General features: G+C 67.0%; 13 protein-coding genes. 4 read left to right on the forward strand and 9 right to left on the reverse strand.

The window, feature by feature from the left end:
- Positions 1 to 33 precede the first annotated feature (33 nt).
- Positions 34 to 1,740 carry a M28 family metallopeptidase gene (locus tag BM244_RS07685; protein ID WP_093398387.1) on the forward strand — a complete coding sequence of 569 codons (1,707 nt, stop codon included), beginning with the start codon at positions 34 to 36 and terminating at the stop codon, positions 1,738 to 1,740.
- The gene (locus tag BM244_RS07690) at positions 1,737 to 2,573 is read left to right on the forward strand and encodes a Rossmann-fold NAD(P)-binding domain-containing protein (protein WP_093398388.1); all 837 of its coding nucleotides are present in this window, start codon (positions 1,737 to 1,739) and stop codon (positions 2,571 to 2,573) included. The genes BM244_RS07685 and BM244_RS07690 overlap by 4 nt, the downstream gene beginning before the upstream one ends.
- Here the strand turns inward: BM244_RS07690 and BM244_RS07695 are convergent.
- The 3 genes from BM244_RS07695 to BM244_RS07705 all read right to left on the reverse strand — a co-directional run bounded on the left by BM244_RS07695 (position 2,486) and on the right by BM244_RS07705 (position 6,806).
- On the reverse strand, positions 2,486 to 3,409 hold the full coding sequence (locus BM244_RS07695) for a DMT family transporter (RefSeq protein WP_093398389.1): 924 nt from the start codon (positions 3,407 to 3,409) through the stop codon (positions 2,486 to 2,488). The two genes, BM244_RS07690 and BM244_RS07695, sit on opposite strands and share 88 nt — an antisense overlap.
- Positions 3,406 to 4,407: a threonine aldolase family protein gene (locus tag BM244_RS07700; protein WP_093398390.1), complete on the reverse strand. Its 1,002-nt coding sequence runs from the start codon at positions 4,405 to 4,407 to the stop codon at positions 3,406 to 3,408. Before BM244_RS07700 ends, BM244_RS07695 begins: the two co-directional genes overlap by 4 nt.
- 245 nt (positions 4,408 to 4,652) lie before the next feature.
- Entirely contained in the window at positions 4,653 to 6,806 is a 2,154-nt protein-coding gene (locus BM244_RS07705) for a transglycosylase domain-containing protein (protein WP_093398391.1), read from the reverse strand.
- A gap of 185 nt (positions 6,807 to 6,991) precedes the next feature.
- On the opposite strand from BM244_RS07705, the gene BM244_RS07710 reads away from it, so the two are divergent.
- Entirely contained in the window at positions 6,992 to 7,615 is a 624-nt protein-coding gene (locus BM244_RS07710) for an NADPH-dependent FMN reductase (RefSeq protein ID WP_093398392.1), read from the forward strand.
- 125 nt (positions 7,616 to 7,740) lie between these two features.
- On the opposite strand, the gene BM244_RS07715 is transcribed toward BM244_RS07710, so the two are convergent.
- The 3 genes from BM244_RS07715 to BM244_RS07725 are packed head-to-tail and all read right to left on the reverse strand — an operon-like array spanning position 7,741 to position 13,697.
- Positions 7,741 to 9,255 carry an efflux transporter outer membrane subunit gene (locus tag BM244_RS07715; protein WP_093398393.1) on the reverse strand — a complete coding sequence of 505 codons (1,515 nt, stop codon included), beginning with the start codon at positions 9,253 to 9,255 and terminating at the stop codon, positions 7,741 to 7,743.
- Positions 9,256 to 9,260: 5 nt separating this feature from the next.
- On the reverse strand, positions 9,261 to 12,473 hold the full coding sequence (locus BM244_RS07720; RefSeq protein WP_093398394.1) for an efflux RND transporter permease subunit: 3,213 nt from the start codon (positions 12,471 to 12,473) through the stop codon (positions 9,261 to 9,263).
- A gap of 6 nt (positions 12,474 to 12,479) precedes the next feature.
- Positions 12,480 to 13,697 carry an efflux RND transporter periplasmic adaptor subunit gene (locus BM244_RS07725; protein ID WP_093399028.1) on the reverse strand — a complete coding sequence of 406 codons (1,218 nt, stop codon included), beginning with the start codon at positions 13,695 to 13,697 and terminating at the stop codon, positions 12,480 to 12,482.
- A 114-nt stretch (positions 13,698 to 13,811) separates the two neighbouring features.
- Here BM244_RS07725 and BM244_RS07730 point away from each other — a divergent pair, with 114 nt between their 5' ends.
- Entirely contained in the window at positions 13,812 to 14,402 is a 591-nt protein-coding gene (locus BM244_RS07730; RefSeq protein WP_368086059.1) for a TetR/AcrR family transcriptional regulator, read from the forward strand.
- A gap of 28 nt (positions 14,403 to 14,430) precedes the next feature.
- On the opposite strand, the gene BM244_RS07735 is transcribed toward BM244_RS07730, so the two are convergent.
- From BM244_RS07735 to BM244_RS07745, 3 genes are read right to left on the reverse strand one after another with little or no spacing between them, the layout of a single operon-like run.
- The gene (locus BM244_RS07735) at positions 14,431 to 15,462 is read right to left on the reverse strand and encodes a sensor histidine kinase (RefSeq protein WP_093398395.1); all 1,032 of its coding nucleotides are present in this window, start codon (positions 15,460 to 15,462) and stop codon (positions 14,431 to 14,433) included.
- The gene (locus tag BM244_RS07740) at positions 15,459 to 15,899 is read right to left on the reverse strand and encodes a response regulator (protein ID WP_056053360.1); all 441 of its coding nucleotides are present in this window, start codon (positions 15,897 to 15,899) and stop codon (positions 15,459 to 15,461) included. The genes BM244_RS07735 and BM244_RS07740 overlap by 4 nt, the downstream gene beginning before the upstream one ends.
- Entirely contained in the window at positions 15,896 to 17,386 is a 1,491-nt protein-coding gene (locus BM244_RS07745; protein ID WP_368086060.1) for a sensor histidine kinase, read from the reverse strand. The genes BM244_RS07740 and BM244_RS07745 overlap by 4 nt, the downstream gene beginning before the upstream one ends.
- Between the last annotated feature and the right edge of the window lie 55 nt (positions 17,387 to 17,441).

Here is a 17,441-nt window from a genome sequence, read left to right on the forward strand (position 1 = left end):
GCTGCAACACGTTCCCTTTGCAAGGATTTCCGGATGTATCGTCCTATCGGCGCGCTCGCGGTGCTCGCGCTTTCTACCTCTGCCCTTGCTCAGACTGCGCCCCAAGCTGCTCCCGTGCCGGCTCCGGTGACCGCCCCGAATACTGCCGAGTTGAACGCCAAGCTCGCCGCGCCGCTGCCGGCGGATCAGGCGTCGATGAAGGCGCATGTGCTGTTTCTCGCGTCGGATGCGATGAAGGGTCGCGAGGCCGGCAGCCCCGAGTTCGACATCGCTGCGCAATATGTCGCCGCGCAATTCTATGCCGCGGGTCTGCGGCCGGGTGGCGATCAGGGCGGGTATCTCCAGACCGTGCCGCTCGTGTCGTACAAGGCGGCGAGCAAGGGCGATTTCGTCTGGACCGGCCGTGGGCCTGCGCAGCCGCTCGTTTTCGGAGAGGATTATGTGCCCGCCGCGAACGGCGCGAAGGCGGAGACGAGCGTTTCGGCGCCCGTCGTGTTCGTCGGTTACGGGATCGACGCGCCGCAATATGGCCAGGACGATTACCAGGGCGTCGACGTGCGCGGCAAGATCGTCGCCTATTTCGGCGGCTCGCCCGCGCGGTTCGGTGGCGAGGAGCGCGCGTTCTTCGGGTCGGGCGGGACCAAGGCGGCGATCGCGCAGGCCAAGGGCGCGGTCGGCGTGATCACGCTGGAGAGCCCGCGCTCGGCCAAGGTGCGGACGTTCGGTAAGATGGCGGAGTTTTACGCGACGCCGCGGATGACGTGGGCGAACCCCGACGGCACGGGGAAGGTCGATGCGCCGCGCGCGCCGTCGCTCGGGACGGTCAGCATGGTCGGCGCGACTAAGCTGTTCGCTGGCTCGAAGACGCCTTGGAGCAAGGTCGTCAAGCAGGCGAACGGCGACAACGCGAAGTTCAAGGCGGTGCCGCTGGTCGGTACGCTGACCGTCGCGACCAAGACGAGCTTCGTGCCCGCCGCGAGCAGCAACGTCGTCGGCGTGATCCCGGGCAGCGATCCGGTGGTCGGCAAGGAGGTCGTCGTGCTCTCCGCGCATCTCGATCACATCGGCATCACCAAGCCGGTGAAGGGCGACGCGCTCAACAACGGTGCGCTCGACAACGCGATCGGCATCGCCAGCCTGATCGAGGAGGCCAGGCGCTTCACGGCCAGTGGGCAGGCGCCCAAGCGCACCATCATGTTCCTGGCCGTCACCGGCGAGGAGAAGGGGCTGGTCGGCAGCGATTACTTCACCAATCACCCGACCGTGCCGCTGAGCTCGATCGTCGCGGACGTGAACCTCGACATGCCGATCCTGACCTACAAGTTCGAGGACATGGTGGTGTTCGGTGCCGAGCGTTCGACGATCGGCCCGATCGTGCAGAAGGCGGTCGCGGCGATCGGCGTCGGCCTGTCGCCCGACCCGATGCCGGAGGAAGGCATCTTCGTCCGCTCGGATCATTTCCGCTTCGTCCAGAAGGGGATCCCGTCGGTGTTCCTGTGGCCTGGTCAGAAGGGGCCGGGCAAGGCGGCGGTCGCGTATTTCATGGCGAATAATTATCACAAGCCGTCGGACGACCTGACGCAGCCGATCCTGTGGGATCAGGGCGTGCGGTTCGTCGATGCGAACTACCGGATCGCGCGCGAGATCGCCGACGGGGCGCAGCGGCCGGTGTGGAATGCCGGCGATTATTTCGGGACGCTGTACAAGGGGCCGATGGCTGGCGCGGCGGTGGCGCCATGAGCCGGCTGCTGGTCTTTGGTCTCGGCTACACCGCGTCGCGGCTTGCCGAGCGGCTCGCGGCGGATGGCTGGCATGTCGTCGGCACGACGAGGGACGGGCGGGGTGGTACGCTCCGGTTCGACGACGTGGACGCGGTGACGGCGGAGATCGCGGCGGCGACGCATATCCTGTCGTCGGTGCCGCCCGAGCATGAGGCAGACCCCGTGCTCGGTCGCTATGGTTCGCTGTTGCTGCGGACGCGTGCTTGGATCGGGTATCTGTCGTCGACGGGCGTGTACGGCGATGCGCAGGGCGCGTGGGTGGACGAGACGGCGCCGATTGGTGGTGGCAGGAGGAGCGCCCGGGCGGCGGCGGATGCGGACTGGCTGGCCATCGGTGCGCGGACGTTTCGGTTGCCGGGAATCTATGGCCCCGGCCGCTCGCCGCTCGACCGGGTGCGGCAGGGCAAGGCGCATCGGATCGAGCAGCCCGGCCAGGTATTCAGCCGCGCGCATGTCGACGACATCGTCTCGGGCGTCATCGCCGGGTTCGACGCGCCGGCGGGGGGGTATAATCTCGCGGACGACGTGCCTGCGTCGCAGAACGACGTGGTGGCGTTCGCGGCGATGCTGCTCGGGATGCCCACGCCGCCGTTCGTAACGCTCGAGGAGCTCTCGGCGATGGGGCGCGGGTTTTACAACGAGAACCGGCGGGTGGCTAACGGGAAGGCCAAGCGGGTACTCGGCTGGACGCCCGTCTGGCCCGACTACCGCGCCGGTCTGCGTGCGCTGAGCGCGATGACGAGGCCGATTCCTGACAATATTGCGCCGGCGACGGCCAAGGTCGACCAGTGATAGCGCTCGAAGATCGTCGATAGCAGCATCGCGATGACCGGCACGATGACGCCCGAATAGGCCGCCTTGGCCGGGCCGATCGCGCGGATGACGTTGAAATAGAGCGGGAAGGCGAGCGCGGACGCGAACACGCCGAGATAGAGGATGCCCGCGACATAGCCGAAGCGCGGCTCGAACACCGGCGGCCCGGTCGTGATCCACGCGAACGCGGCATCTAGGCATGCGCCGATCAGCATCGCGATCGCCAGCGTCGGCGCCATCGGATAGCGTTTGGCGAACGCGCTGCCCTGGATGACGTTGGCGACCGACGCGGCCATCACGCCGCACAGCGTCAGGACGATGCCGATCGTCGCCGAGCGCGGCCCGTGCGGATCGACCCGCGCCTCGTTGACGAACAGCAACGCGACGCCGGCCATCGCGACCGCGCAACCGACCATGAGCTGTCGTCCGAGGCGTTGCTTGAGGAAGATGCGGCCGAAGATCGCGTTGGGGACGAGCAGGAGCGCGAACACCACCGCGACGAGCCCGGAGGTGACGTAATGCTCTGCGCGGTAGACGAAGTTGAAGTTTAGCGTGAACAGCGCGATGCCGATGATCGCCGCGAAACCGTAGCCGCGGGCGTCGAATTTGAAGCTCTCGCGCTTGATGCCTGCGTAGATCGCCATTGCGATGCCGGCGACGAGGAAGCGGTAGCTGATCGACCAGCTTGGTGGCACGACCGCGATCTGGTCGCGGATGACGAGCCAGGTCGAGCCCCAGATCACCGTGACGGTGCCGAACGGGATCAGGACCGCAGCGCGGGTCGACTGTGGTGGGTCGGTGGGGCCGGGGGTCATAACTCCCGGATCGCATCGGCGAGCAGGCCAACCGCGTCCGCCGGGCTGTCCCATGCGGTGACGAGGCGGATCTCGCCGGCGGCCCAGTCGTAGAAGTCGAAGCCCTTCGCTCTCAAGGCTGCGGCTTCTTCCGGCGTGGCGCGGAGGAACACTTCGTTCGCCTCGACCGGGTGGACGAGGCGGTCACCGGCAGCGGCGGCGAGCTTCGTCGCGCCGTCGTTGGCGGCCTTGGCGTTGGAGAGCCAGAGGTCGTCGTCGAGCATCGCGAGGATCTGCGCGGCGAGATACCGCCCCTTCGACAGCAGCAGGCCTGCGCGCTTGCGGCGATATTGCGTGACGGCGGCGAGGTCGGGTTTAAAGAAGACCAGCGCCTCCGCGCTCATCGCGCCGTTCTTGACGAAGCCGAAGCTCAGCGCGTCCACGCCCGCGCGCCACGTCATCTCGGCGGGCGAGCAGCCGACGCGTGCCATCGCGTTGGCGAACCGCGCGCCGTCCATGTGGAAGCCGAGCCCGCGCTCCTTCGCTAGCGCGCCGATCTCCGCGACCTCGTGTGGCTGGTAGACGCGGCCATATTCTGTGGCGTTGGTGATCGAGATCGCGTGCGGCTGGACGCGGTGGACGTCGTCGGGGATCGCGTCGATCACGGCGCGGATCGTGTCCGGCGTCATCTTGGCGCCGTCGCCGTCGGCGAGGAACAGCTTGGCGCCGTGCGTGTAGAATTCGGGCGCGCCGCCCTCGTCGTTCTGGATGTGCGCATCGCGGTGACAGACGATGCCGCCGTGCGGGGGGCAGAGTGCGGCCAGCGCGAGGCAGTTGGCGGCGGTGCCGGTGGGGACCCAGAGGACTGCGACGTCGGTTTCGAACAGCGCGGAGAGGCGGCCGTCGAGCTGCTGGCTCCACGCGTCGCCGGCATAGGCGGTGTCGAGCGTGTCGGCGGCGGCGATCGCGGTCATGACCTGTGGGTGGATCGTCGCGGCGTTGTCGGAGAAGAAGCGCATCGGTGAGACATGCTGCGATGCGGTGGTGGCGTCAACGGGGGGCGTCGGCTCAGGTGAAGATCAAAGCTGCTCTTCCACCCCGGCGAAGGCCGGGCCCCATTGGGGGCGGCAGGTGGCGAAGGGCTGCGCGTCGTTACCGCGACCTTTCCAATTGGGCCCCGGCCTCCGCCGGGGTGGTGCCTGATAGCCGGGGTGGTGCCTAACGCTGAGGTGGTGCTGAGTTACGGATGGCGTCGATCAGCAAACTACTGCCCTTCGTCGGGCCCTTGTTCTTCCTCCGGCGGTCGGCGATCGTCGCGGGGGGGCGGGCCTTCCTGGCGGTCGCGGCGGGAGGGGCCGACGGAGATAGTGCCGTCCTCGCCCATCTTCAGGTTGAAGCCGAGGCCCTCGATCTCGCCGCCGAGGGGCAGCACCGAATTGTCCTGCTCGTCCGCCGGCAGGGCATCCGGATCGACTTCCTCAACCGCCGGAGCCGGCGCCGCGATCGGTGCGATCCCCAGCGCGCTCTGCATGAAGTCGCGCCAGATCCGTGCGGGGATACCGCCGCCCGACAGGCCGGGGTTCGACGAATTGTCGTCGTTGCCGACCCACACGCCGACCACCAGATCGCGCGCGAAGCCGACGAACAGCGCGTCCTTGTTGTCCGACGTCGTGCCGGTCTTGCCGAACGCGTCGACCGTCAGGTTCGCGCCGCGGCCGGTACCGGTGCGGATCGAGGCCGCCAGCAGGTCGAGCATTTCGTCGTGGATCTTGCTCGGCATCTCGGTCGCGCCACCTGTGAGCGACTGGTACCAGCCCTTCTCGCGGACGTCGGCGAGGCCGCGCGGCTGGACCGGGTATTGCTCGCGCGCGATCGCGGCATAGGCGGCGGTCAGTTCGAGCAGCGACACGGTCGAGGTGCCAAGGCCGATCGTCGCCTCGCTGGGGATCGGCGTCGAGATGCCGAGATCGCGGGCGGCCTTGATCACCGCCTTGACGCCGACCTGTTGCGTCAGCCGGGCGGCGGCGACGTTGGACGAGCGCGCGAACGCCTGGCGCAGCGTGATCGTGCCCTGATAGCGGCCGTCGCTGTTCTTCGGCGTCCAGTCGCCGATCGTCACCGGGCGGTCCTCGATCGTCGAGTCGGGGGTGAGGCCCTGGCGCATCGCGGCGAGGTAGACGAACAGCTTGAAGGTCGAACCGGGCTGGCGCCGCGCCTGCGTCGCGCGGTTGAACGGGCTCTTGCGGTAATCCTTGCCGCCGATCATCGCGACGACGCGACCATCGGGACGCATCGCTACCAGCGCGACCTGCGCCTGCCGCAGACCCGCGCGGGCTACGGTGCGCTCCGCCGCGCGCTGTAACCGCGGATCGAGCGTCGTCTGCACGGTCGCTTCCGTCTTGATCTCGCCGGCCTGGTCGCGCGCTTCGGGGAGGATCCAGTCGGCGAAATAGGTGCCGTTGGGAAGCTGCGACGGGCGGCTGCCGAGCACGCGCTGCGGCTGGACCGCGTCGCCCTCCGCCTTGGTGAGGAAGCCCGCGTCGACCATCGCGCCGACGACGACGGCTTCGCGCTTGCGGGCGCCTTCGAGGTTCGACGTAGGGGCGAGGCGTGAGGGTGCCTTGACCAGCCCGGCGAGCATCGCCGCCTGGCCGACGTTGAGCTTGTCGGGGGTCCGACCGAAATAATGCTTCGCGGCCGCGCTGATCCCGTAGGTGTTGTCGCCGAAATAGACGTTCGAGAGATAGCGCGAGAGGATCTCGTTCTTCGACAGCCATGCCTCGAGCCAGAAGGCGATCATCGCCTCGCGGATTTTGCGCGTCGCGGTGCGGTCCGAATCGAGGAAGGCGTTCTTCGCGAGCTGTTGCGTGATCGTGCTGCCGCCCTGGCGCACGCCGCCCGAGCCCATGTTCGCCCAGGCCGCACGCGCGATGCCGCGGGGATCGACGCCCCAGTGCGAATAGAAGCGCCGGTCCTCGATCGCGAGGAACGCCTGCGTGACGTGCGGCGGGAGCTTCGAGGCATCGACCGACTTGCCGATGATCGCACCGCGCCGCGCGATCGGTGTACCGTCGTCGGCGGTGAGCGTGATCGAGGGCGGCGTCGGCGGCTGGAGCGATTTCGACAGCGGCGCGGTAATCGCCAGCCAGATGATCGCGATCACCAGCAGGACGATGCCGATGCCGAAGCCGCGCAGGATCCATCGGCCGATCGGGCGCTTTCGCCTCGGCGCGCTGGGGGTGGCGTAGGCCGCGCCGAAGTCGCGATCATAGGGTTCCCGGTCTGCGCCGTCCCGCTCGGCTTCGTATTTCTGACGCAGGCGTTCGCGCTCGGTGATCAGCCGCTCGCGTTCATAGGCATAGGGCTCGCGATCGCCGCTGGAGCTGGAACGGTCGGGGTCAAAGGGATCGGGGCGCATCGGATCGTTCCAGGTCGGCCAACGGGCGGACTTTTAGTGTGTTATCGTTCTATGACAGCTCGGGCAAGTCTATGCGCATGCCTAACGTGTACGGGGGCTTAGCGACAGCACTTGCAGTGCCCGCGGGGCGAGAACCGGTCGAAGCCCTGTTGTCATCGCGCGGCGAAACGGGGAAGAGCAGGGCGATGACGTTCGAACAGGGTGATATCGTGACTGCTTCCGAAACTATTCCCGCCGTTCTGCCGCTGGTGGTCGGCATCGGCGGCACGATCGGCGGCGTCTCGTCGACCGAACGCGCGCTGCGAATCGCACTCGATGCGGTCGAGAAGCAGGGCTATCGCACGCAGATGTTCGGTGGCGCGGACATGGCGCGGCTGCCGCTGTACGATCCGAAGGCAACGACGCGGACGCCCGACGAACAGGCGTTCGTCGCGGCGGTGCGCGAGGCGTCGGCGGTGATCATCGCGAGCCCCGGCTATCACGGCAGCATTTCCGGCGCGGTGAAGAACGCGCTGGACCTGTTGGAGGAAACCGCGCGCGATCCCGAACGGCCGTATCTGGCGGACATGCCGGTCGGGCTGATTGCCACGGCTTACGGCTGGCAGGCGACGGGAAGCACGATCGCCGCGCTGCGGTCGATCGTTCATGCATTGCGCGGGTGGCCGACGCCATTTGCCGCGGCGATCAATACGCAGGTGACGAAGTTCGACGACGAGGGGGGCGCGAACGATCCCGCCGTCATCGAGCAGCTGCGCCTCGTCGGGCGCCAGGTCGCGCGGTTTGCGCCGTTGTCTGAGCCGGCGAACTAGGCTGTTGCAATCCCCCCGCGTGGGAAGGTTGTAGCGGGGGGGACGCGGAACAGCGGTTCCGCCTTCCCCCCTCTCCGACTGGCAAGCGCGAGCTACCTCCCCCCGGCGGGGGAGGGACTGCGGAGTCAGTTTTTCGGGCGCGAGTCCGCGGTCGAAGCCGTCGTGACGCCGCCTCCCAACGCGCGGTAGAGTTCGACCGAGTTGCTGTCGCGCGTCAGACGGGCGGCGAGCAGGCTCTGTTGCGCGGTATAGAGCGAGCGTTGCGAATCGAGCGTGTTGAGGAACGTGTCGATGCCCGCGCGGAAACGCAGGTCCGACAGCTTGAACGCACCCGCCGCATTGTCGCGAAGCGAGGTCTGCGCCTGTAGCTGGGCGCCGATGGTCCCACGCCGCGCCAGGGCATCGGCGACTTCGCGGAAGCCGGTCTGGATGCTCTTCTCGTAGGTCGCGACGGCGGCATCGCGCGTCGCCTGGGCATAGCGCAGATTGCCCTTGTTCTTGCCGAAATCGAACAGCGTCTGGCTGACCGAAGGCGCCACCGACCAGTTTTGCGAACCGCTGCCGAACAGGTTCGACAGGCCGAGGCTAATCGTCCCGAACGCGGCCGTCAGCGAGATGTTCGGGAAGAACGCGGCGCGCGCCGCGCCGATATTGGCATTGGCGGCAATCAGCTGATGCTCGGCCGAGGCGATATCGGGACGGCGCAACAGCACCTCCGACGGCAGGTTCGAGGGCAGGTTCTCGAGCGTCGGGCTGGTCTCTTCGAGCCGCGCCGGCAGCATGTCCGCGGGCAGTGTCGTGCCTGCCAGAAGATTCAGCGCGTTCTGGTCCTGCGCGATCAACGTGGTCGCTTCGGCGATGTCCGAGCGGGCCTGATCGTAGCTGGTACTGGCCTGGCGCACTTCGAGCTCGGACGCGATGCCGATCCGGAAACGGTCCTGCGTCAGCTTGACGGTCTGGCCGTACGCCTTTTCCGTATCGCGCGCGATTTTCAGCCGATCCTGGTCGGCGGCCATCGTCAGCCACTGAGTCGCGATCTCCGCGACCAGCGAAACCTGTGCTGCGTTGCGGTTTTCCTCCGCGGCGAAATACTGTTCCTGCTGCGACTGCGTGAGATTGCGGACGCGCCCGAACAGGTCGATCTCCCAAGACGAGATGCCGACGTTCGCCGAGTAGATGTCGGTACGGCCGCTACCCGTGGTCACCGTTCCGGCGCCAGTCCCCGTACCTGTGCCAGTCCCCGTACTCGTCGTACCACCGCTGACGGAACCGAACGGCGACTTCGAATACGTGGCACTACCGCTAGCGGCGATCGTCGGGAACAGGTCCGCGCGCTGGACGCGGTATTGCGCCCGGGCCTGCGCGACATTGGCGACCGAGACGCGGAGGTCTCGGTTGTTCTCCAATGCGGTACGGATCACCCGGCGCAGGCGGTCGTCGGTGAAGAAGGTCTCCCACGAGGTGTCCGCAGGCATGATCGCGCCCGCCGCATCGGTCGCCGCGTAGGCAGGACCCGTGGGCGTCGCCGCCGGCACCGACAATTCGGGCCGGACGTATTTCGGGGCGAGGTTGCACCCGGCGAGCGTGAGCCCGGCGGCGAACGTCAGCGCGGTGCGGCTGGAGATTTTGGGCGAGAACATCTGGATCAGGCCTCCTGCGGCCGCTGGTCGTGGGGCGGATGACGATTGTCGTCATGGCCGCCGTCACGGTTATCGTCGTCATGATGATTGTGATCGTGGGCGTTCCCCGCGCCGGCCTTGTCCTGCTTGAAGACGCGCTTCACGAGCAGGAAGAACAGCGGCACGAAGAAGATCGCGAGGACGGTCGCGGACAGCATGCCGCCGACCACCGCCCAGCCGATCGCGTTCTGGCCACCGGCGCCGGCGCCGGTCGACAGAGCGAGCGGCAACACGCCGAAGATGAAGGCGAACGATGTCATCAAGATCGGGCGAAGGCGAAGCTTCGCCGCCTCGACCGCGGCATCGGCCGCGCTCATCCCGTCGCCCATCTTCTCCTCGGCGAACTCCACGATCAGGATCGCGTTCTTCGCCGCCACGCCGATCGTCGTGATCAGCCCGACCTGAAGGTAGATGTCGTTGTTCAGCCCGAAGATCATCGCCGCGCCGACCGCGCCGAGGACGCCGAGCGGCACCACCAGCAGGACGGCGATCGGGATCGACCAGCTCTCGTACAGTGCCGCGAGGCAGAGGAACACGATCAGCAGCGACAATGCGTAGACCGTGGTCGACTGGCCGCCCGACAGGTTTTCCTCGTAGCTGAGGCCGGTCCACTCATAGCCGATGCCGGGGGGCAGCTTGGCCGCCATCTCCTCCATCGCCTTGATCGCGGTGCCGCTGCTGACGCCCGGCGCCGGCGAGCCCATGATCTCGAACGAGGCCACGCCGTTATAGCGTTCGAGTCGTGACGGACCGTAGCTCCAGCTCGTCGTCGAGAAGGACGAGAACGGCGCCATCGCATTGCTGGTCGTGCCGCGGACGTAGAAGTTGCCGAGATCGGCAGGCGTCGTGCGGAACGGTGCGTCGGCCTGCACGAACACCTTCTTCACGCGACCGCGGTCGATGAAGTCGTTGATGTAGGCGCCACCGAACGCGGTGCTGACGGTGGTGTTGATGTCCGCCTGGCTGAGACCGAGTGCCCCTGCCTGTGCCTGGTCGACGTTCAGTTTCAGCTGTGGCGCATCCTCCAGGCCGTTCGGACGGACCTGCATCAGGCGCTTGTCCTGGCTGGCCATGCCGAGCAGCATGTTGCGCGCCTCGAGCAGCTTCTCGTGACCGACGCCGGCATTGTCCTTCAGCATGAAGTCGAAGCCGTTGGCGTTGCCGAGTTCCTGCACGGCCGGCGGCACGAAGCCGATCACCATGCCGGCACGGACCCCGGCCAGCGCCTGGTTGGCGCGTGCAGCGACCGCGGCCACGGTGTTCTCCGCGCCCTTGCGATCTTCCCACGGCTTCAGCTGGATGAAGGCGATGCCGACATTCTGGCCCTGGCCGACAAAGCCGAAGCCGCTGATCGTGAAGATACCCGAGGTGTTGGCCTTCTCGTCGATCAGGAAGTGATCGCGGACCTTGTCCATCGTCCGTGCGGTCTCTTCCATCGGCGTACCCGACGGCATCGAGACCTGTGCGAACATCACGCCCTGATCTTCCTCGGGGAGGAAGCCCGACGGCAGGCGGATGAAGATGAAGGCCATCGCAACGACGATCACGGCATAGACCAGCATCGTGCGGACCCAGCCCTTCTCGACGCGGCGCAGGCCGTTGCCGTACTTGCCAACGCCCTTGTCGAAGGTGCGGTTGAACCAGCCGAAGAAGCCCTTCTTCTCGCTATGACCTTCCTTGGCAGGCTTCAGGATCGTCGCGCAGAGCGCGGGCGTCAGGATCAACGCGACCAGCACCGACAGCGCCATCGACGACACGATGGTGATGGAGAACTGGCGGAAGATCACGCCGGTCGAGCCGCTGAAGAACGCCATAGGCAGGAACACGGCAGACAGAACGAGACCAATGCCGACCAGCGCGCCGCTGATCTCGTCCATCGACTTCTTGGCGGCTTCCTTCGGGCTGAGCCCTTCCTCCTGGATCAGGCGCTCGACGTTCTCGACGACGACGATCGCGTCATCGACGAGCAGGCCGATCGCCAGCACCATGCCGAACAAGGTCAGCGTGTTGATCGTGAACCCCGCGACCTGGAGCACGGCGAGCGAGCCGAGCAGCACGACCGGGACCGCGATCGTCGGGATCAGCGTGGCGCGGAAATTCTGGAGGAACAGGAACATCACGAGGAAGACCAGGACGATCGCCTCGATCAGCGTGTGGATGACCTGCTCGACCGACAGCCGCACGAACGTCGAATTGTCGATCGGGAAGGCGACCTTGACGTCGGGCGGGAACTGCTTCGAGATCCGCGCGACCTCGGCTTTTACCAGCTTGACGGTATCGAGCGCGTTGGCGCCCGGCGCCAGCTTCACGCCGAAGCCTGCGGCCTGCTTGCCGTTATAGCGGGCCTGGAAGCTGTAGTTCTCGGAGCCCATCTCGACGCGCGCGACGTCCGACAGGCGCACGGTCGCGCCGCTGGTCGCCGAGCGGACGATGATCGCCCGGAACTGTTCCGGCGTCTGGAGACGCGTCTGCGCGGTCACGGTGGCGTTGAGCGACTGGCCCTTCACCGCCGGGAGACTGCCGACCTGGCCGGCCGAGACCTGCGCGTTCTGCGCGGTCAGTGCCGACGTGATGTCGGTGACGGTGACGCCGAGGTTCGACATCTTGAAGGGATCGACCCAGATGCGCATCGAATATTGCGCGCCGAACACCTGCGTGTCGCCGACGCCCTTGATGCGGCTGAGCGGATCCTGAAGCTTCGAGGCGATCATGTCGCCGAGATCGACCTGGTCGTGCGCGCCATTCTCCGAATACGCGGCGATCACGAGCAGGAAGTTGGCGGTCGCCTTGGTGACGCGAAGACCGGCCTGCTGCACTTCCTGCGGCAGAAGCGGCGTCGCCTGTTGCAGCTTGTTCTGCACCTGGACCTGCGCGATGTCGGGGTCGGTGCCCTGCTCGAAGGTGAGCGTGATCGCGAGGTTGCCCGAGCCGTCGGACGTCGAGGCGAAGTAGCGAAGGTTGTCGATCCCCTTCATCTGCTGCTCGATGATCTGCGTCGTCGTGTTCTCGAGCGTCTGTGCGTCGGCGCCCGGATAGGACGTCGCGACCGTTACCTTGGGGGCGGCGATCTCAGGGAACTGGGCGATCGGCAGCGACCGGATCGCGAGGATACCGGCCAGCATCAGGATGATGGCGATGACCCATGCGAAGATGGGTCGATCGATGAAATAGCGTGACATGGGCGGTTACTTCCCCTGCGCGGCGGAATTGGCCTGCGCGGAATTGTTGCCGGCAGCGGGGTCGCCGCCTCCAGGCGAACCGCCCGCGGGCTTGGCGACCTGCTGCGGGGCAGCGGGCTTGACGGTCGAGCCGGGGCGCAGGTTGAGCAGGCCCTCGACGATCAGCTTGTCGCCGGGCTTCAGGCCGCTGGTGACGATCCACTTGTCGCCGATCACCCGGTCGGTGGTGACAGTACGCTGCTCGACCTTGTTCTGCGCGTTGACGACCAGCGCGGTCGCACCGCCGCGCGGATCGCGCGTGATGCCCGCGGTCGGCGCCATGATCGCCTGCGCGCGCGTGCCCTCGACCAGCTTCGCGCGGACGTACATGCCCGGCAACAACAGGCCGTTGGGATTGGGGAAGGTCGCGCGCAGCGTCACCGCACCGGTGGTCTGGTCGACCGTGACCTCGGAGAATTGCAGGCGACCCTCGATCGGATAGGTGCTGCCGTTCGGAAGGATCAGCTGAACGCGCGCGCTGCCGTCACCGCGCGTCACGCCGCCGGTCGCCATCGCCTGCTTGAGGTCGAGCAGCTGCGCCGCCGACTGGACGACGTCGACATACACCGTGTTGGTGCGCTGGATCGTCGCGAGCGGATCGGTCTGGCCGGTCTGGACCAGCGCGCCTACGGTCACCAGCGACCGCCCGATGCGGCCAGAAATCGGTGCCTTGATGCGCGTGAAGCCGAGGTTGACGCGGGCCGACTGGACCGCTGCTTGCTGCGCTGCAACATTGGCGCGAGCCTGCTGTGCGGAAGCGGTTGCGTTGTCCGCCTCCTGCTTGCTGACCGCGTTCAGCTGCACGAGCTGGCCGTAGCGCTGCGCCTGGAGACGGGTCGCGTTGATCTGCGACTGGGCGGCGCCGAGCTGGCCCTGCGCACTGGCGAGCGCCGCGCGGTAGGGGGCGTCCTCGATCGCGTAGAGCACCTGGCCCTTGCTGACCATCGCGCCCTCGGTGAACAGGCGATCGCGAACCACGCCGCTGACCTGCGGACGCACTTCGGACGTCTCGGCCGCGGCGATACGACCGGGAAGCTCGGAAGTGAGCACGACCGATTCCTCGCCGACGGTCACGACGCCGACGGTCGGTGTCGGCGGCGGCGGTGGTGCCTGCTCCTTGCCGCAAGCCGACAGCAGGACAAGTGCGGCCAGTGCCACAGATCCCTTGAGGTTCAATCGCTGCATGTTGAGCATCCCGACGTCCGTGCAGATGAGTTCATGCGGAATGAACGTTCATTCCGCTTGCTTGCCCGCTAGGATTGTGCGAGCGGCCGGTCAACCAAAAAACGCGTCGGGAATATGATTTTGAGTGCAGTGCAGCATGAAAAGGGAAGTCGGGAGCGTATCGTCGCCGCAGCCCGTCATCTGTTTGCGACTCAAGGGTTTCACCAGACTCCGATGTCCGAACTGGCGGTGGCCGCGGGCGTTTCCGTCGGTCAGATCTATCGCCTGTTCACCGGCAAGAATGCCGTGATCCAGGCCATCGTGATGGAAGACGCGGCGGCCAAGATGGCCGAGTTGCAGACGATGAACGACTCGGTGAAGTCCGAGGGATTGTCGATCGAGGAGGGGTTCGTCGAACTCGCACGCCGCGCGCTGTCGAAAGGCGACGAGGCGCTGTCGTTCGAGATCATGGCCGAGGCGCACCGCAACGCCGATGTCGCCGAGACGATCGCCGACCTGTGCCGCGATTTTCGGCGGATGATCCGCGAACTCGCCTGCGTCGCCAACCCGGAGTTGCAGGAGAACGAACTGGAGGGTGCGGAGGAGCTGATCCTCGCGTTCATGTTCGGGCTGGGTCATCGTACGTTGTCGCGACCGCGTTTGTCGGAAGACCAGACCGCGCGGTTGACGGGGCGGATGATCCTGGCGGCGGTGCGCGCGCTTTGAAATCCTCCCAGCAAGGGGGAGGATCGATTTAGCGCACCGCCGCGCGGAGGGTGGCGCGGACGCCGGTGTGGGTCGGGTCGTATTCGACGATCGACTGGAGGCTCTGCGCCATCGCGCGGATCAGCTTCGTGCCGAGCCCGGTGCCGCGCGGGATAGCGTCTTCGGGGATGCCGCAACCATCGTCCTCCACCGCGAGCAGGAAGATGTCGTCGTCGATCCGGCGCAGCGCGACGCGGACTTCGCCGCCGCCGGTGGGGTAGGCATATTTGCACGCGTTGGTGACGAGTTCGGTGACGATCACGCCGAGAGACACCGCGCGGTCGGTGGGTAGGCGGATCGGTTCGGCGGCGAGGCTCAAGGCGCGGGGGAGCGCTTCGGTCGACCAGGTCTCGGCGAGTTCGTCGACCAGCGCGCCGAGATATTCCTGCATGTCGACGCTCTCGACGTCGTTGCTGGTGTAGAGCCGGCGGTGGACCTGTGCGATCGCCTGGATGCGGCGCTGCGTATCTTCCAATGCCTCGCGCGCGGACGGGTCGGTCAGCGCGGTCGCCTGGAGTCGGACCATCGCCGAGACGAGTTGCAGCGAGTTGGCGACGCGGTGGTTAACCTCGCCGAGTAGCGCCTCGAGCCGCGCATTGCTGGCGCGGAGATCTGCCTCGGCGGCGGCCTTTTCCTGTTCCAGCAGGGCGCGGGCGCGGACCTGCTCGAACGACGCGGCGAGCAGGTCGAAGAAATCGTCGCCGACGGTCTTCACGACGTAATCGGCGGCACCCGCCTTCAGCGCGGCGACCGCGATGCGGCCTTCCTCGGAGCCGGTGACGTACACCACGGGGGGCGGGTCGGGCAGGCGGCGGAGCGCTTCCAATGTTTCGAGGCCGTCCATTCCGGGCATGTAATGGTCGACCGCGATCAGGTCGAAGCGCTGGGCAGCCGCCTTCACGACGCCTTCCGCCCCGGTTTCGGCGACCGTCATCCGGTAGCCGCGGCGTTCGAGCGCACGCGCCGCCAGCCGCCGGATCCCGGCGTCGTCGTCGATGTAGAGGACGCGCGTTTCGCTCACTCGGCTTCGGGGACCTGGATCACCGACAGGAACAGCCCGAGTTGGCGGATCGCCTGCGCGAAACTCTCATAGTTGACGGGCTTGGTGATGTAGACGTTGCAGCCGAGATCGTAGCAGCGCTCGATCTCGACCTTGTCGTCGGTGGTGGTGAGCACGACGACCGGCGTGCGCTTGAGCGGGCTGCCCTCGGCCTTGATTCGCGCGAGGATGTCGGTGCCGCTCATGTCGGGCAGGTTCAAGTCGAGCAGGATCATCGCCGGGCCGCTTTTCGCGGGGCCATCGGCGGCGTTGAACAGGAAGTCGAGCGCGGTGGTGCCGTCGGTGAAGTGACGGATATCGTTCAGGATTCCGGCGCGGCGGATGTTCTTCTCGATGAGGCGGGCATGACCCTCGTCATCCTCGATCATCACGATACCGACGGTCTTGTGATCGTTCATGCTGCGTCCTGGATAGTCATGTGGGTCGGCAGGTTGAGCCGGAAGGTCGCGCCGTCGCCGAGCGTCGACTGTACGTCGATCGTGCCGCCCAGACGATAGGCGAGTGCGCGGACATGCGCGAGTCCGATGCCTTCGCCCGGCTGGTCCTGCGCGCCCGAGCGGCGGAACAAGTCGAACACGCGCTGGTGATCGCGTGGATCGATGCCGCGGCCATTGTCGACCACCGACAGGATGACGCGGCCGCGTTCGGTATGGCCCTTCACGACGATCTCGCCGGGGCGGCCGGGCTTCAAATATTTGGTCGCGTTCTCGATCAGGTTCGACAGGATCTGCTCGAGCGCGAGGCGATCGGTGACGATGGCCGGCATCGGCCGCTCGACGCGCACCACTGCGCCGCGATCGTCGACGATGTGCTGCATCGCGCCGACGATCGTGTCGACCAGTTGCGCCGGGTCGATATGCTCGGGGGCGATCGTCCGGCGACCCTCGCGCGCGAGTTTCAGGATGGCGTTGATCAGCCGATCCATCTTCTGCGTCGAGGTGCGGATGAAGCCGATCGCCTCGGGCAGGTCCTCGCGCGCGGCAAGCCGCGCGTCTTCCGTCAGGATGTGCGGTGCCTCGGCTTCGGCACGGTCGACGAGTTCGGCGAGCGGCCCCGCGGCGGTCGCGAGTTCGGCGGTGAAGCCCATCACGTTGACCAGCGGCGAGCGCAGATCGTGGCTGACGATATAGGCGAAGCGCTGGATTTCCTCGTTCGCGCGGCTGAGGTCGGCGGTGCGTTCCGTGACCTGCTCTTCCAACGTCTCGTTGAGGGTGCGCAGGCTGTCGCGCGAGGTGGCGAGGTCGGCGGTGTAGCGGCGGATCAGCAGGACCGCGAGGATCGCGACGATCAGCAGCAGCGCCGCGGCGAGCCCGGCGACCGAGAGGAACAGTGCGCTGGTGCGTTGCTGCCGTTCGGTGCGGATCGCGAGCAGGCGGACTTCGTCGGCGGCCATCGCCTGGGTGCGGTAGCGGATGCCGCGCATCAACGGCACGCTGGCATCGACCGCGAACCGACGCCGCGCCTCGGCGATCCGACCCGAGGCGACCAAGGTCATCGACTGCGTCCGGAGCGCGCGCAACTGGACGAAGCGCGGCTCGATCAGCGCGAGGCGCGCGATCTGGTTGGGGTTGTCACGCGTCAGGTGGCGCAGCTTGCGGATCGACGGCACGAGGTTGCCCGCGGTTCGCGCATAGGCGGTGGCGAACAGCGGTGTGCCCACGAGCACATAACCGCGCCGTGCGGTTTCCGACTGCTCCATAAGGATCTGGACGGTCGCGACCGCCTGGCGGACGTCCTGCGTATGGAGGATCTCGGCGGTATAGGTGCGGTTTCGGACGGTGATCCAACCGATCGCGATCGCCGCGGCGGCCAGCGCGATGAAGCCGAGCGTCATGAACGCGACCAGCCACCGTGCGACCCGCCCCTCCGACGACGGTAATTTCAAGCGTACGCGAACCATAGGGGCTGGGGTGTAGGCGGGCGGAGGTCGTTACGCCAGC

It is taken from the genome of Sphingomonas sp. OK281 (assembly GCF_900115295.1).
Lineage (GTDB): Bacteria > Pseudomonadota > Alphaproteobacteria > Sphingomonadales > Sphingomonadaceae > Sphingomonas.

What these genes read in the sequence shown, in the direction of transcription:
- BM244_RS07685 (WP_093398387.1), top strand. Translation starts at nt 34, where the DNA reads ATGTATCGTCCTATCGGCGCGCTCGCGGTGCTCGCGCTTTCTACCTCT.
- BM244_RS07690 (WP_093398388.1), top strand. Translation starts at nt 1,737, where the DNA reads ATGAGCCGGCTGCTGGTCTTTGGTCTCGGCTACACCGCGTCGCGGCTT.
- BM244_RS07695 (WP_093398389.1), bottom strand. Translation starts at nt 3,409, where the DNA reads ATGACCCCCGGCCCCACCGACCCACCACAGTCGACCCGCGCTGCGGTC.
- BM244_RS07700 (WP_093398390.1), bottom strand. Translation starts at nt 4,407, where the DNA reads ATGCGCTTCTTCTCCGACAACGCCGCGACGATCCACCCACAGGTCATG.
- BM244_RS07705 (WP_093398391.1), bottom strand. Translation starts at nt 6,806, where the DNA reads ATGCGCCCCGATCCCTTTGACCCCGACCGTTCCAGCTCCAGCGGCGAT.
- BM244_RS07710 (WP_093398392.1), top strand. Translation starts at nt 6,992, where the DNA reads ATGACGTTCGAACAGGGTGATATCGTGACTGCTTCCGAAACTATTCCC.
- BM244_RS07715 (WP_093398393.1), bottom strand. Translation starts at nt 9,255, where the DNA reads ATGTTCTCGCCCAAAATCTCCAGCCGCACCGCGCTGACGTTCGCCGCC.
- BM244_RS07720 (WP_093398394.1), bottom strand. Translation starts at nt 12,473, where the DNA reads ATGTCACGCTATTTCATCGATCGACCCATCTTCGCATGGGTCATCGCC.
- BM244_RS07725 (WP_093399028.1), bottom strand. Translation starts at nt 13,697, where the DNA reads ATGCAGCGATTGAACCTCAAGGGATCTGTGGCACTGGCCGCACTTGTC.
- BM244_RS07730 (WP_368086059.1), top strand. Translation starts at nt 13,812, where the DNA reads ATGATTTTGAGTGCAGTGCAGCATGAAAAGGGAAGTCGGGAGCGTATC.
- BM244_RS07740 (WP_056053360.1), bottom strand. Translation starts at nt 15,899, where the DNA reads ATGAACGATCACAAGACCGTCGGTATCGTGATGATCGAGGATGACGAG.